This window comes from Cohnella sp. OV330 (genome assembly GCF_900112065.1).
Lineage (GTDB): Bacteria > Bacillota > Bacilli > Paenibacillales > Paenibacillaceae > Cohnella.
This window is the reverse complement of record NZ_FOKE01000011.1, coordinates 144,098-159,363: the sequence shown is the minus strand read 5'-3', so window position 1 is coordinate 159,363 and position 15,266 is coordinate 144,098. Positions and strand designations below refer to the sequence as shown.

14 protein-coding genes are annotated in these 15,266 nt (G+C 54.6%); 7 read left to right on the top strand and 7 right to left on the bottom strand.

Features of this window, described 5'->3' with window-relative positions; translation table 11 throughout:
* The first annotated feature begins 67 nt into the window (after positions 1–67).
* Both BM235_RS32710 and BM235_RS23845 read left to right on the top strand, forming a co-directional pair.
* The gene (locus tag BM235_RS32710; protein ID WP_255374560.1) at positions 68–334 is read left to right on the top strand and encodes a hypothetical protein; all 267 of its coding nucleotides are present in this window, start codon (positions 68–70) and stop codon (positions 332–334) included.
* A 421-nt stretch (positions 335–755) separates the two neighbouring features.
* Positions 756–1,259 (top strand): GNAT family N-acetyltransferase, encoded by a 504-nt coding sequence (locus BM235_RS23845; RefSeq protein ID WP_090116753.1) that lies wholly within the window; start codon positions 756–758, stop codon positions 1,257–1,259.
* A gap of 130 nt (positions 1,260–1,389) precedes the next feature.
* Here BM235_RS23845 and BM235_RS23840 read toward each other — a convergent pair whose 3' ends face one another.
* Complete coding sequence (locus tag BM235_RS23840) at positions 1,390–2,274, bottom strand: LysR family transcriptional regulator (RefSeq protein WP_090116752.1); 885 nt, start codon at positions 2,272–2,274, stop codon at positions 1,390–1,392.
* A gap of 115 nt (positions 2,275–2,389) precedes the next feature.
* On the opposite strand from BM235_RS23840, the gene BM235_RS23835 reads away from it, so the two are divergent.
* The 4 genes from BM235_RS23835 to BM235_RS23820 all read left to right on the top strand — a co-directional run bounded on the left by BM235_RS23835 (position 2,390) and on the right by BM235_RS23820 (position 6,366).
* Positions 2,390–3,628 carry a YbfB/YjiJ family MFS transporter gene (locus BM235_RS23835; RefSeq protein ID WP_090116751.1) on the top strand — a complete coding sequence of 413 codons (1,239 nt, stop codon included), beginning with the start codon at positions 2,390–2,392 and terminating at the stop codon, positions 3,626–3,628.
* Between the two features lie 90 nt (positions 3,629–3,718).
* Positions 3,719–4,534: an alpha/beta fold hydrolase gene (locus tag BM235_RS23830; protein ID WP_090116750.1), complete on the top strand. Its 816-nt coding sequence runs from the start codon at positions 3,719–3,721 to the stop codon at positions 4,532–4,534.
* A 223-nt stretch (positions 4,535–4,757) separates the two neighbouring features.
* Positions 4,758–5,705, top strand: a complete 948-nt coding sequence (locus BM235_RS23825; protein ID WP_090116749.1) for a helix-turn-helix transcriptional regulator — start codon at positions 4,758–4,760, stop codon at positions 5,703–5,705.
* A 64-nt stretch (positions 5,706–5,769) separates the two neighbouring features.
* Complete coding sequence (locus BM235_RS23820) at positions 5,770–6,366, top strand: DinB family protein (RefSeq protein WP_090116748.1); 597 nt, start codon at positions 5,770–5,772, stop codon at positions 6,364–6,366.
* A gap of 41 nt (positions 6,367–6,407) precedes the next feature.
* Here the strand turns inward: BM235_RS23820 and BM235_RS23815 are convergent, their stop codons facing one another.
* From BM235_RS23815 to BM235_RS23790, 6 genes are all read right to left on the bottom strand, one after another.
* Positions 6,408–7,382, bottom strand: a complete 975-nt coding sequence (locus BM235_RS23815; RefSeq protein ID WP_090116747.1) for a formylglycine-generating enzyme family protein — start codon at positions 7,380–7,382, stop codon at positions 6,408–6,410.
* 58 nt (positions 7,383–7,440) lie between these two features.
* The gene (locus BM235_RS23810; protein ID WP_090116746.1) at positions 7,441–8,349 is read right to left on the bottom strand and encodes an amidoligase family protein; all 909 of its coding nucleotides are present in this window, start codon (positions 8,347–8,349) and stop codon (positions 7,441–7,443) included.
* Between the two features lie 174 nt (positions 8,350–8,523).
* Positions 8,524–9,501 (bottom strand): EamA family transporter, encoded by a 978-nt coding sequence (locus BM235_RS23805; protein ID WP_090116745.1) that lies wholly within the window; start codon positions 9,499–9,501, stop codon positions 8,524–8,526.
* 250 nt (positions 9,502–9,751) lie between these two features.
* Complete coding sequence (locus BM235_RS23800; protein ID WP_090116744.1) at positions 9,752–10,144, bottom strand: carboxymuconolactone decarboxylase family protein; 393 nt, start codon at positions 10,142–10,144, stop codon at positions 9,752–9,754.
* Between the two features lie 18 nt (positions 10,145–10,162).
* The gene (locus BM235_RS23795) at positions 10,163–11,809 is read right to left on the bottom strand and encodes a thiamine pyrophosphate-binding protein (RefSeq protein ID WP_090116743.1); all 1,647 of its coding nucleotides are present in this window, start codon (positions 11,807–11,809) and stop codon (positions 10,163–10,165) included.
* Positions 11,810–11,813: 4 nt separating this feature from the next.
* Complete coding sequence (locus tag BM235_RS23790) at positions 11,814–13,880, bottom strand: EAL domain-containing protein (RefSeq protein WP_255374559.1); 2,067 nt, start codon at positions 13,878–13,880, stop codon at positions 11,814–11,816.
* A gap of 442 nt (positions 13,881–14,322) precedes the next feature.
* Between BM235_RS23790 and BM235_RS23785 the strand changes: the two genes are divergently transcribed.
* Positions 14,323–15,216, top strand: a complete 894-nt coding sequence (locus BM235_RS23785; RefSeq protein ID WP_090116741.1) for a diacylglycerol/lipid kinase family protein — start codon at positions 14,323–14,325, stop codon at positions 15,214–15,216.
* Positions 15,217–15,266: the final 50 nt, after the last annotated feature.

Below are 15,266 nucleotides of genomic sequence, written 5' to 3'. Positions count from 1 at the left end.
CCCAATTGAACGACGTTGTATCTACATAAATCCCCGCGACGCCAACCGCCGTCAGACGATCGACCAGGTGAATAAGCTGGGAAACCATCTCATCGTCGGACGCGCCAGGCATTGGAGCGATCCGTATGTACTTGGGCAGACTGTGTCCCGCATTCGCGAGTTTTTGTATGACGGCAGGCAAGCCTTCATTTTCGAAAGGCTCGGGGAAACGAATCAGCTCTTGCTTCGTATCGAGTTCGATCGGTTCGCGAGATTCAATCGGTTGTACGGTGACCGGGCCGATCTCTACGAAGCCGAAGCCAAGCCTGGCAAGCCCGCGTTGGGCGGTTCCTAGCGGATCGATTGTGCCGGATAAGCCTACAGGCGTCGCCGACCACCCCGTCTCGAGCAAAGCGGAAGGCTCCTGATGGCCTAGCGTTTTAATGAGGAATGCGCCGCCCGGCATGCGGCCGACGGCTCCGAAGGCATTGAGCGTGATTCCCCGCGCGGTGCGCGCCGGAAGGCGGAACAGCAGCGGGCGAAACAAGGTTTGATAAGACCAATCCGGCACGTCTCGAGATCTCCTTTGGCGGACGACTTTGATCCAATCATACCATGAATTAACAGTCGGTTCAGCCGGCCGTACTGTAACATCGATGAGTGAATAGAAAAACTCGATTAGCGCTCCGTAACAAGTGTATGTTAGAGTGTACTTGCGTTTATTCCGACTTAAACGCTTGGACTTTCAAATATATCTTGCAAGGAGTCTTTTCGGGATGAGTGAAATTTATCGTTTGGCAACGCAAGAGGATGCAGAAAGACTGCAAGACGTTATTTATAAGGCCTATGTCACCATTCGCGAGCTTAAGCTTCATTGGCCTGCCGCTAATGCGGACTTGGCTATGATTCAAACGAATATAGCCGAAAATGAATGCTATGTTTTGGAGATCGATGGTGAAGTTCAAGCTACGGTTACCCTATCTAAAGGCAATGAGCTTAAAGGAATAACGGATCTGCCTTTCTTGAGATGGTTTGCCGTGGATCCCGACGCTCAGGGAAAAGGGGTCGGCAACAAGTTGCTCAATTGGGTGGAGCAGCAAATTATTCGCGATAAGCTGGGCGCCCCGGCCGTTACATTAGCGACTGCCGAGAAACATCCATGGCTGCTGCCCATGTATGAAAGAAGAGGCTATGAACGGTTCATGGCGTTTGATCCTGAGAATGGGGACGGTACGATGCATTTGTTAAAGAAAATCGTCCATCCAACGGCGACGAGCTAAACGGTAAGCATTCCTTTAACAAACGAAGAGGGGCTGAAGCAGCGCCTTTTGCAGAATTTCGACGATATTACGCCATGAAAATCGCGACGCAATCGATCTCGGGCACTCAAATGAGTGCTCTTGTTTTATTTCAAGAACCTGCCGTTGAATCTCTTATCGCGTCCATTAACAATAACGACGCCTTCCCCAAGACATTTTTATCTTTATAAACGAAGCCGATGCCGAGGGTGGGGTTCAGGTCCATGAAGGGCTTGATGACCAAGGATCCCTCGCTCTCGAGACTGCTATAGATCGGAACGATCGCAATGCCGAACGCTGCTTTAACCATTTGTTGGATCACGAAGAAGCTTCCGACCTCAACGCTAGTGAAAGGGTTCTGGGCGGTGGGGCAGAACGTCGTCTCCCAGAGCTCTCGATAGATACAGGTCGGTTCTTTGACCAGAACGGTTAGCCCTGCAAGGTCGCTCGCCGCGATGCGATCCCGATTGGCTAATGGATGATTCACGTTCAACATCACCCCTAATCGTTCCTCGATTAACGGTTCAAACGCCAGCATGAGATTCGGCGGCGGGGCCGAGCATATGCCAAAATCCAATTCTCCGGATCGAACCCTCCCCGCGATCGTCTTGCTGCCGCCCACTTCCATGGTTAGCTCCACTTTCGGACGAGTCTTGTAGAAGTCGGCGATAACGGTCGCCAGCTTCTGGCTCGCGATAGGCTCAATAGCGGCGAAACGAACGCTGCCGTCATCGCCCGCCGCGATATCGGAGACCGTCTGCCTGATGGATCCGACCGACTTCAACAAAGTCGAGGCCTCATGGCTAAGCCATCGACCGGCCTCCGTCACCATTACGCGTTTGCCGTCGCGCACGAATAAAGAAACGCCCAGATCGGCTTCGAGGCGCTGAATCTGAAGGGTTACCGTAGAAGGCGCATATTGGAGTTCCTCGGCAGCCTTCTGAAAATGGCCAAGCCGCACGCACGCCTCGAAGGTTTTTAAAGCTCGAAGATCCATGGTCATCACCTTTGATTTAAGATTAATGAATCATTTGTTCATATAATTTAATTTTACAAAACTTCTCCATAAAATTACACTAGGGTCAACAAATTATTTTAGGGGAAGATGGGCAATGGGCACAAAATCCGCATTCAACTGGATTACGCTGTGGGCATCGCTTTTATTTGTCGTCATTCTCGGTTTTTCTCGACTCTCCTATGGCATGTTCCTGCCGGGAATACAGAGGGAGATCGGGGGGAGCTACAGTCAGCTGGGCATGCTGGGAACGGTCAACTTTATCGGTTATTTAATCGGAACCTTAGGTCTCTCGCCTTTGATCTCGCGTTTCCCGGATCGCAAGCCGGTCATCAACCGAATCACGTGTTTCTTGCTCGGATTGGCCATGATCGGCTCGGCATTCAGCCATCATTCCGTTCAGCTCGGGCTATGGCGGTTCGTCGTTGGCTTGTTATCGGCTCTTGCCACGGTGTTGGTTCTGTCCATTGCCATGGATGCCGTACGGCCGGCGGAAAGAGGCGTGGCGTCGGGTCTCATATGGCTGGGCGGTTCTGCAGGCATTCTAGTGACGGGCTTGTTCGCGCCCATCACGATAGACCCTTCGCATGTGGATGGTTGGCGGTATGCCTGGGTGGCCATGGGCGTGTTTGGCGTCATCGCCGCGTTCGGTTTCGAGACCGTCACGGGAAAGCGGAAATCCGCGCCGATACCCGCACGGACGGGAGCGGATTCTCGAGAACAAGCGCGCATGAACGTGTACCTTCTCCTGCTGCATCCGAAGAAGCTTTTGTTCTTAATCGGTTCTTATTTCTTCTTCGGCTGGGGTTACATCATTTATTTCACGTACTTGATTCCTTATCTGGTGAGCCATGGCATTCCGTCTCTCTATGCCGGATTGATCTGGTCAGGTATAGGATTTGCGGGGTTATTTAACGGATGGATCGGAGGAAAGGCCATCGACCGCTGGCCGAGCGGATATACGCTTGCGACCGGGTTAACCTTGGGGACAATCGGGGTGATTGGCGTAACCACCAACAATATCATTTTTACGGCATTAGGCGCTGTTACGGTCGGACTGGTCTCCTTTATTACCCCTCCGCTGATGACCACCGCGCTTCTGCGACGTCACGTTCCTCATCACGCTTATGCGGCATGCCTCAGCTTAGCCACGGCCTTTTTTGCTTCGGGGCAGATTATCGGCCCTATCGTTGGAGGCGTGGAGGTCGAACGGTTCGGGCTGCAATTCGGCGTCGCGTCCAGCGCGATCTTCATGGCGATAGCCGCCGTGCTGGCCGGCATGTATGGACAACGACAACGAAGGAATGAGCATAAGGGTCTACCTCTCAGCGGCTGATAAAAGGAAATTCAATGACAAAGGCTGTCACCATTAACGGTTAAAATGAGTCAAAAGAGCGGAATGACGACCAAAGAGGAGCGATGTCAGATGTCGAATTTAAGAGCTCAAGGCACGGCTGTTAGGAAGTTCTTTCAATCAGGAAATCTTAAGCTTTCTTACCTTGATTATGGCGGGGATAGCGAGCGCGTGCTCGTTATGCTGCATGGGTATATGGCGAATGCGAGATCGTTCTCGGAGCTGGCCGTTCGTTTCAAGGATTGGCGGGTCATCTCCCTGGACCAGCGTGGACATGGTTGGAGCGACCCTTCTCCAGGGCAGGAATACGCAAGAGAGGATTACGTGGAGGATATTCTAACTCTCGTTCAATCGGAGCTTGGGGGACGGCCGGTCACGATTCTAGGACATTCCTTGGGCGGCTTGAACGCTTATCAATTTGCGGCCCGTTATCCCGAATGGGTGACAGCCCTTATTGTCGAGGATATCGGCGCGGAGATTCAAGCCGATTTCTCTTTTGCAGACAGGCTTCCCTATCGATCCGCTTCATTGAAGGAACTGAGAGAATCGCTTGCGAGCGCGGGACTTCGGGCGATCGATTACTTCGCCGAAAGCGTATTTGAGGATGAACGCGGTTGGGGATTTCGAACGGATCTGAAGGGGCTGCAAGTGTCCGTACCTCAATCCAATGGGACGTGGTGGGACGACTGGTTAGGGTCAAGCTGCCCGATCCTGCTGATTCACGGCGGGAAAAGCTTCATTCTGGCTACCGAACAGGCGAGACGGATGGAAGCCAGAAGGCCGAATACCAGGCTGATCGTATTCGAACAATGCGGCCACGGCGTCCACGCCGACGATTTGAACGGATACTTTCAGGCGGCGAATGACTTTCTAATGGAATTGAATTAAGAAAGCCACAGGCACCCTGTAGGGTGCCTGTGGCTTTCGTTTTGCAGGTGATGCGGTGAAAAGCCTTTAAAGCCATTCCGCTATAACGATTCTCATCCTTAATCCTATTGGTCGAGAGAGCGACAGGCGGCAACCATGGAGATTTAGGGCAAAATGGAGACAAACCTCTATAGATAGCGATATATTAAACAAAACAGCGGCATGACAAAGGAAGTGGACGACGATGAATAAAACCGAGCGCATGTTGGCCATCGTCATCGAGCTGCAGCGCAAAGGAGTTCTGCGGGCCGAGGATTTGGCCGGTCGGTTCGAGACGAGCGTCCGCACGATTTACCGCGACATGCAAGCGCTCAGCGAAATGGGCGTTCCTGTGGCAGGCGAGCCGGGCGTAGGATACGCTTTAATGGAGGGCTACTTCCTCCCCCCGGTAAGCTTCACGGCGGAGGAAGCGATGGCGCTGCTCGTCGGGGCGGACTTCGTCGAACTGAGGCTGGACGCCGAGTACGGCGCGAGCGCCCGCAGCTCGCAGGAGAAGATCGAGGCTATTTTGCCGGAGAGCGTGCGCAAGGAGACAGACCGGTTGCGATCGGCGATCAGGCTGTTGAACGATAGAACGGCGAGAACGCGCGGGGAGGAGAAGGAAACGTTCGAGCAGCTGCGCCGGGCGATTGTGAAAAAGCGCAAGGTTCGCTTCCGCTATTCCAAGAACCTGCCAGGACCGGATGGCAGTCGCCACAGCGAGCGTACGGCCGATCCATACGGGCTCGTTTTTTCCCAAGGCGCATGGGTGCTTGTCGCGTTCTGCGGTCTAAGAGGAGACGTTCGCCACTTTCGGCTGTCCCGTATGAAAGAGCTCGTCGTGCTTGAAGAATCGTTCGAAGTCCTTTCCGGCTTTAACCTTCACAACCGGCGGTACATAGACGAACGGAACGTCATCGTGCGGATGCTGGTCGATCCGGCTGTCGCGGACCTGGTTCAGGGATCGGACAACTTCTATATGGAATCGTTCGAGCCGGGGGAGGAGGGCTGGCTGGCCACGTTCCGCGTGCGGCAGGTCGAGGAGCTGATTCAGTGGACGCTCGGCTGGGGCGCGGCGGTGCGCGTGCTGGAGCCGGAATCGCTGCGGGATCGCATGCGCGCGGAAATCGAAAACATGCGAAAAAGGTACTGACAGACTTGTGTCAGGAGCCTTATTGTATGCTAAAGCCATTCAGTTCAAAGGAGTGGTTTCGGCAATGAATACGAAGGAAACGTTGCGCAAATTCGAAGAGACAGTGAACGGCTATATTCAGGAATTGGAGAGCTTCAGCCTCGAGCAGCTGCTGTGGAAGCCTGCAGAAGATGAATGGTCGCTTGGTCAGATGCATATGCATTTGATTCTTTCCGCACAATTTATGCAATTGCGGAATGCGGCGCTGTGCCTCGCTCCGAATGGCGATCTAACGGGTTCTCCTACTGGGAAAACCAAGCTGGGGGAGGCGTTGTTCAAAGCGGGAAGCTTCCCGCCGGAGCGCGTTCAAGTTCCCCCATCGCCGCAGTACACGCCGCCGCAACCCGACAGCAAGCAACAAATCGTGGACGGGCTGCGCGATACGGTGCGTCGGATGACCGAGATCGAGCCGATGGTGGCGGCGGCGTTTGATCCGGCGGCCCGAGCCCTATCGGAGCCGGGCAAGGACACGGCATTCGAGCTTGCGCAAAATACGGTTGCCCATCCCCGCCTTGGCGGCTTGAATGCGCTCGAGTGGTTCCAACTGATCGAGATGCATTATCGCCACCATCTGCTGCAGAAGAAGCGGTTGGTCGACGCTTGGAGGCAAGCGTATGCGTGAGGCGGCGCAAAAGAGGCAGCGCTGCGTGCGATCGTTAGGGGTTAATCTCTAATACGAACGATTCTGCGGTAAAAGGTATAATCGCCGCCGATATCGGCCTTATAGTCCGCCTCCGCCGCTTCACCCATATAGGACTGCCGGTAATAAGTCGCGGTCGGCAAATAGCCGATCGCCATTCCCGTGCCTCCGCAGATCAGGCTTCCGCCGTCGCCGCCCTTCAAAAAGCAAGCGCCGTCCACCACTTCGTATTGGTACGGATCGTAGGCGATGTGTAGACCGAACTCGTTAGGCAGCTCTAAGTCATACGGTTCGCCCTTCCGCTCCGGCGCTTGGAAATGCTTAAGGTGCATGTCGTAATCGAAGCTGTCCCCGAAGCGCCACAATGTCCGGGAACCTCCGCCGCATAGGTATTCCCATTCGTCTTCCGTCGGCGCGGAAAAACCCTGCGTTTGAAGGCTTTGAAGCCATTCCGCATAGCTCACCGGCGCGTACGTGGACAAGACCGTAGCGCCTTCCGACCGGTCAAGCCGCAACCGCTTATCGATCGTAAGCCTACTCGTGGAAGAGTTCTCGAATATGTCGATTTGCGCTTTCCACCTCTCGGCAGTCGCTGCATCGCCGGGCGGCGCCTTCGTCCAGCCAACTTCCCGGAGCTTGCGTTCCGCCAGCATCGGCGGCACCGTGACGGTGCGAACCGGCGACATGAGGCTTCCGATCCACGCCTCGCCGTCTTCGATATCGAACTCCCCCAGCGTCTCGTCCACATCCTGCTTCGTCGCCTCGTCGAAGCCGTCGGCGAACGAATCCCAGCCCAGCTTCACCGTATCGCCCGGCACGAATACGAATTCGCTCCCGTCCAGCGAATAAATCGCCGTATCCGTGCCTCTGCCGAACCGATCAAAGCGGGCAAACCGCTTCAGCTCAAGGCCCGGATGCCTCTCGGCCAGCGAAACCAGCAGCGCTTGCCGCTCGCGTTCCGGCAGCTTGGCGTATGTTTCCCGATAGAGCTCGTTCATGTCGGTCTCTCCTTCCAAGTTAGAAGACCCCTCGTCAAAGGGGTCTTCTTCGTTCAAGTCATTCTTGAAGCAGCCGCACGGCTTCCCAACCCGTAGAAGGCAGATGCAAAAGGTGTTTGAATAAATCCCCATTAGCGTCTTCTATTGCAACTAAGATGCCTTCCGGCCTGGGCAAAATAGAAAGAATCTCCCCGTCCTGGACAAGGCGTCTTGCAAGCGGAACTAAGACGGGCACCAGCGCATCTTCCAGCCACATTCGCTCGCGATACCATTGCGGGGCGGGCTTTGGTTGAGGATAGCCGCCGGCAGGCGCGCCGAGTTCAATCGCCAGTTGGCGGGGATCGGCAGAAAGCGTACGTCCCGCCCCAATGGCCTCCACGAAACGAAGGCAGAATTCAACGGTGTTGATCACTTCATTGTAGTCTAAGGAGCCATTGGCATAACGAATCTCCACCGTGCCGATATCGTACCAAGCCGCCAGATTCATGCCGCATCGATGGGATTGGGGGCGTCCCTTGCGGTATAATGCGTCGCTCCCGGGATCGGATCTAAACCGATCGTACATCTCCCGCGTGACGGGCGGACAGAATTGCAGTCGAGCTTCGCTCGTATTCAGTAAATTCCTCGCAGCTTCTTGATACAGCAGGGCCGCCTCGATAAACCGGGGAATCGCTTCTTCTCCCCAAGGATCTAAGCCGACGTGGACATGGAGCCCGCAGCTCCAATTCGCATCCGCGCCCGTCGCTTGGAGCCTCGCCAACATCTCGCGAATTTGTTCGCGATCCTCCCACTGGATCGGAGGCGGCTTAAGCTCGCTGCCCGATTCAGCTCCGGTATCGTCGATCTGTCGTTCATCCAACGACATGATCCAGCCCGGCAACAGCTCGACATGCTCCGGGTTACCGCCAACAAACTCGATTTCGACGCCAAACCGAAGTTCCTTCCAATCCGCCGCTATAGGTCTCATCTTGTTTCTTCCTCTCTTCTTTTTTAGTCATAGGTTGCAAGACTGAAGAAGAAAAGAGGTGGAGCACGGGCTTAGCGAGGCACTTTTTTTCTAGGCACGATGATTCCTCCGATCGGAACTTTGTATGATATGGAAATTATATTAAGCATGGCGCGGGATAGCAAGAAAGCCAAATCAGCGGTCGGCATAAGCGGCGATTCGCCCATATTTATGAGCCTTTCGCGCCTGCGTAAAACGGTACAATTCGGGCAGCGCGATGCCGACAAGCACGACGGCCACGCCCAACCACTGCCATCCGCTGACTTGCTCGCGAAGCACGGTCGCGGACATAAGCACCGCCACCGGAAGCTCGACCGCCCCCAAGATTCCTGCCATCCCTCCGCCGATATGAGGGACGCCGAACACGAACAATACGGGCGGGATGAATGCGCCGAAGAAGCCGAGCAGCAAACCGATCAGAAGCAGCGGGCTCCAGATCATTCCGTTAAAAAGGAACGCCGGCGGGAACAAGATACAGAGCAGAATGAAGCCGCCGGTCACCATCCAAGCGCTTCGGTAAGCGGGGTGAGCCGTCGGTACGACCTTGCCGCTGAACAGGACGAACAGCGAGTAGCTGACCGCCGACATCAGGCCCAATGCAATGCCCCGGACGTTGATCCGGCTAAGCCCCTGCTCCAGGAACCCCGCGGCGATCAGCGTGCCGCCAAACAGGACGAAGAGCGTAAGAAGCGTCACTCTATTGGGTCGCTGGCGCTTGATCAGAGCCTGAATCAGTACGCTTATCCAAGTAAATTGGAACAAGAGGATAATCGCGAGCGATGCCGGAATATACCGCAGCGATTGATAATACACGAGCCCCGTGATGACTGTGGGCGTGCCCGCAATCATCAGAATCAGCCGCTGCTTCCACCTGAGCCGCCGGGATACCGGATTCAGGCCAGCCGCGCCTTGCTCTTGTCCTGTTTTGCGTGCCTTGCGGCCCTTTGTGAATCTGATATAGATGACGAGCAACCACGATAGGATGACGCCCGCTACAAGCTGGCTGCCAACGACTTCGCCCAATCGATAGCCCCGCCCGTATGCCAAAACCACGATCGTCGATAAGATGCCGTAGCTCATCGCACCCGCGAGAACGGCCAAGTAATGCTTCATTGCTTCCATAACTCCCTTTCAAAATGTATATCGTCCTTGCCTCGAGTCCTAACGAGTGAACGCAAAAAATCCTAACCCCGTCGCCTGAAACAAGCGGTAAGCTTGTCTCCTGGCTTCGTAGTTAGGAAGTTAAGGCTCCTGTAGAAACCCTCGCCCTGTGTCTTGCATCTGCCTGCGAGGTTATACGAATGGAATCTAGTATAAATCGTTAGCGCTCGCGTGGCAACAAAAAAAGAATGACGCCTAAGCGTCATCCTTCTCCGTATGTAATTCCCTGCTCGTTAAACACCTTCATGACCACGAACATGGCATCCAGCGTCTTGGGGAAGCCCGCATAAGAGACGCAGTGCATGACGGCCTCTACAATCTCGTCGGGCGTAAGGCCGACATTCAGGGCCCCTTGAATATGGAAATCGAGTTGAGCCGCCGCGCCTGAAGCAAGCATAGCCGCAATGGTAAGCAGGCTTCTTTGCTTTAAATCCAGACCTGGCCGGGAATATAGCGAGCCGTAAGGGAACTCGACGATCAGCTTGGCCATATCCGGACTGAATTGTTCCATTCTTTTAACCGTGGCGTTCAACGTCTCTTCGCTGACCATCTTTTTTAAAACTTCGATTCCTTTATCGTAACGGTTCGTGTCCATATGCGTCCTCCGTAAGCTTTAATCTAAGCTAAGCAGCCTGGTCAGAATCGGCGGGATTTCTTGCGGATCCACCATGACCTCGATGACCGTTGCCGTATTGGACTGCAAGGCGGACTGAACCGCGCGCTCGACTTCCGTCCCTGTTTCGCAGCGGTATGCCAATGCGCCCATGGATTGGGCGAACAAGCTGACATCCAGCGGCCGCTCATAGACGGCGCCGACGGAGCGCCCCGTGTTATAGGACATTCCCTTCTCCACCATATCCAGACGGCCGTTATTCAGTACGAAGAAAATGACCGGAATCCCATGGTTAACGGCCGTCGAGATCTCGGTGCCGTGCATCATGATGCAGCCGTCGCCGGTCACGCAGACGACAGGCCGGTCGGGCATGGCGATCTTGGCCCCGATCGAATAGCCGATGGCCGCGCCCATGGCGATGAACACTTCATCGAAGAAGAAGGTCCCGGGCTCGATAATTTCGAAATTTTGCACGGCATGGAAGGAGTGGCTCCCTGCATCCCCGAATAGGACCGCGTCCTTCGGAAGCACGGACCGCAAGCTCCTGAACGCCGTTCCCGCCGATAACGCGGATTCCGTGCCGGAGGTCGCCGCGGCTGCCGCTTCTGCCCGGAATGCAAACGCTTCGTGCTCCTTGGTCGCCGCTCCGCTTTGCAAAATGAGTTGCGTGAGGTTGGAGTGAATATCGCCAAGGATCAATTGCGTCGGCACTTGAATGGTTTTGCCGGCGAATTTAAGGTCATACTCAAACTGCAAAACCTTTTCAGGCTCCATGTCGGCCGTAAATCCGGATAACGACATGTCGCACAATTTGCTGCCGACGACGATCATCAGGTCAATGCCGGACTTCATGTATTCCGTTGCGTATTTGGAACCGCCGAGACCATACCCGCCCAAGTATAAGGGATGATTGGTGGGAAATGCCCCTTTTCCGCCAGGCGTGGTCATGACGGGAATGCCCCAGTGCTCGGCAATCGTCCGCAATTGGGGATAGGTATCCGACATGACGGCGCCTTTGCCCAAGAAGAGGACCGGTCTTTTGGCATCGTTGATCAGCGCTACGGCTTTATCGATATCGCGCGATACGACAGGGGAAATGTGGTCCGGCAAAGGCAGGTAGAAGGACTCCACTTCTTCCATCAGCACATCGAACGGGATGCAAAGATGAACGGGACCCTTTTCGCCCGTGTAGGCTTTTTCCAAAGCATGCTTCAAGTACAGGTAAAGAAGATCCCCCCGCTCGATACGGGCGCTGAACAAGGTGACGGGCTCGAACATCTTAACCAAATCCGCCCCGAATTGGCTTGAGTCTTGACTCAAAGCGCGTCCGGTCTCCTGCATCGACGGCTGTCCGGTGATGAACAATACAGGCAACTGGAACTCTTTGGCCTGCCCCGCTGCCGTGATCAGATTCGTGCCTCCCGGTCCGGAAGTGCCGATCGCGATCCCCATCGTTTTTTTCGCCAGCGCATAGCCCGACGCTTCAAATCCGCTGCCGGCCTCGTGACGCCCCAGCACGTATTCAATGCCATAGCTCTCGAGCTCCAGCATCAGCGGGGAAATGGACTTTCCAGGGATGCCGAATACGTGAGTAATTCCCCAATTTTTAAAATGCTCGACCAACAGGGTATACACTCTCTTTTTCATCGAATCACCTTTGCGAGTTGGTTTTGATTTCCGCCGTTTTCATCAACAGTTGCTCGAGTTGTTCGGCAGGTAAAGGTTGGTGATAATAGAAACCTTGTACTTCATGACAATTCTGGCTGCGCAGGAAATCGAGCTGATCCTTGGTTTCTACGCCTTCTGCGATCGCGTCGATCCCCAGCTTATAGGCCATCGCGATGATCGTAGCTACGATGTCCGCGTCATTCGAATCCGTCATGATGTCCCTGACAAAGGATCGGTCGATCTTCAGCCGGTCGATCGAAAACAATTTTAAATAGTAAAGGTTGCTATAGCCCGTCCCGAAGTCGTCGATGCAAAGATGGATGCCGAGCTCCTTCAGCTTTCCGAGCACCTCGATCGCGACATCCACGTTCATCGTCATCGATTCGGTAATCTCGAGCTCCAGGTATTGGGGATCCATGCGGGTCTCGAGCAAGATCTCTTCGATGGTCTCGACCAAATCATGCTTTGAAAATTGGCGAGTAGAGAGATTGACCGATACGCTCATAGGCGCAAATCCTTTGTCTCTCCATACTTGATTTTGAAGACAGGCGGTTTTCAGCACCCATTCCCCAAGCGGGACGATGAGTCCCGTTTCTTCGGCGATCGGGATGAACTTAGCCGGCGGGATCAAGCCGAGCGTCGGGTGATTCCAGCGAACGAGCGCTTCGGTACCGATGATATCCCCTGTCAGAATGTCGATTTGGGGCTGGTAATATAACACGAATTCATTCAGTTGCAACGCTTTGCGGATCGAATTCTCCAAGGTCAGCCGCTCGATGCCGCCGCTGTTCGGGTTAGGCTTGAACACGTTATAGTTGTTTTTTCCGTCGTCCTTCATCCGGTAAAGGGCGATGTCGGCGTTTTTCATCAGCATCTCGACATTCGTCCCGTCCTGCGGATAGAAGGCAATGCCGATGCTGGCCGTGATGTAGAACTCGTAGCCGTCCACCGCAAAGGGTCTCTCGAATGCTTTGATGATTTGCTCCGCAACGCGAATGGCTTCCGTATGGTCGGTAATATCCTGCAAGAGGATCGTGAACTCGTCCCCGCCCATCCTGGACACCAGTTGATCCGATGCGTGGCAGCAAGTTTTCAGACGCTCGGCAACGAGCTTTAACAACGCGTCCCCGTTGTTATGGCCCAACGTGTCATTAATCTTCTTGAAGCTGTCCAGATCGAGAAACATGACGGCAAAGACGCTGTCTTCGTTCACGCCGTTTTTCAGCAATTCGTCGATATGCCCGGTGAAAAATCTCCGGTTCGGCAAACCGGTCAAATCGTCATGGTAGGCTAAATAATTGATTTGCTTTTCCGTATGATAGCGCTCCGTAATGTCTCTAAACTGGGCAAATGCACCCATGACCTGCATATTCTCGTCGAGAATAGGGAAGGCGTCGAACAGGCAGACCAGATTGCCTTGTCCCGTCTGCGGACACAGCATGAATTCCATATCTTCGTAGTCTTTTCCGGTTAGAAGGACCTCTTTAATGAAGTCGTTTATTTTGGCATCCGGAATAGGCCCGTTGATGACGTCCTGCTTCTTGGAACCGGTTAAAATCTCGGCAAACTCGTTGAACTCGGTGATGTTCCCGTCCCGGTCCGTGATGATGATGCCGTTTCTTGTGGTCTCGATGACCACCTGGTTCAATATATGCAAACGCCTATTTTGCTTTTTCAGCAGCAGTTCTCTTTCAATCGAATCTACGACCGTGCATAGCATCGCCAGTAAAAAGGGGTTATGCTGATCGATCGTCGTCATGATCGTGATGGTGCCGAGCAAATTAGAGATGTCTGTATATTGGAAGGGTACGGAATAGCAGGCGGAGGACCCTAAAAATTCATAATAATGTTCGTCGCCGACAAGCTGGATGGGCTGAAGATGATCCAAAACGAGATTAATGCTGTTGGTTCCCGCTTCGTGTTCGTTGAAGACGAGGCCGACTTTAATGCCCGATTGCTGAACCACGTTCTTGATCGCTTCATCCCCGGCCATTTCCAGAATGCAGCCGTTCTCGTCGGAAATAAGGATCAGAAGTGGAAGCCCTTTCATGAGCTCTAACATTCTATGGACAAAAAAGTCGATAACGGACAGTATTTCTTCGTACTCGGCCCGTTTTAGATTCAAATCGACTTCCGATAAAAAGTTAGTAAAGGTGGGCATTCCCCGTGGATCAATACCTAGTTTTTCACATCTCTTTTTAGATTCCGAGATCAAGGATACTTTCGTCAAAGCAATCCCCCTACTCTACCAAGAAAATTGCAATAAAATTTGCTTAAATGAAGAGAATCCCCGATATTTATCGATTCTATTTTCATTATGACGACGCTTAAAGTTTTTTGTCAATTTATTTCTTGTTAGATTCTGGATGAAGTAGGAAAAGCGGAGAGCGTCTCCCCCTGGCGGGCGGCGACCGATCGCTTATGGACCCTTCGAGATCGGGTAAATACGGAAGAAGTATGGCATGCGTCATCGAAAAGGGGAGAACGAGCTTATGAAGCAGGCGACCATTATCATGAATCCTTCGTCGGGGAAGGAAGAAGCGCCTTCCTTCGTGGAGAACGCCGCCGGGCTGCTGCGCGCCCAGGGCTACGAGGTGCTGGTGAAGGAGACGGAGGCGGAGCGCGACGCGACCCGCTTCTGTGCGGAGGCATGCGAGACAGGGTGCGAGCTGGTCGTGTCCATCGGCGGGGACGGCACGCTGCACGAGACGATCAACGGATTCGAGAAGCAGGCGCACCGGCCGCGGCTCGGCATCGTCCCGCTCGGCACGGTGAACGACTTCGCCCGCGCGCTGCATATCCCGCTAGATCCGGAGGCCGCGATCGCCGCGCTCGCGTCGTCCAGGACGCGCCGGGTCGACGTCGGCCGGTTGAACGGGCGGCTGTTCGCCAATGTCGTGGCCGCCGGCCCGCTCGCCGAGACGCTGTCGGCCGTCACGTCGGAGGACAAATCCCGCTTCGGCGCGCTGGCCTACTTCAAGGAAGGCGCGAAGGATCTGCTGGGCCGCGCCGGGCATCCGCTCGTCATCCGATACGACGGAGCGGTCTGGGAGGGAGAGTCGCCGCTCTTCATCGCCGCGCTGACGAACTCGGTGGGCGGCTTCGAGCGGCTGGCGCCGGACGCCGCCGTCGACGACGGCCTCATCCACGGCTTCATCGTCAAGGATATGGGCTTCATCCGAACGGTTACGGCGGGCCTGTCGCTGCTGCGGGGCCATCTGCAGGATCATAAGGACGTGGTCTACTTCACGGCCAAAAGCGTGTCCGTGAGCTCTCCGAACCCCGTCGGCACGAACGTGGACGGCGAGGCAGGGCCGCCGCTGCCGCTTGCGCTCGACATTTTGCCGCGTCATATCGACGTGCTCGTGCCGGAGCCGGCCGTATAAGAATAAAAAACAACACGCAGCAGCGAGATTCGCTTGCGTGTTGCTTCTCG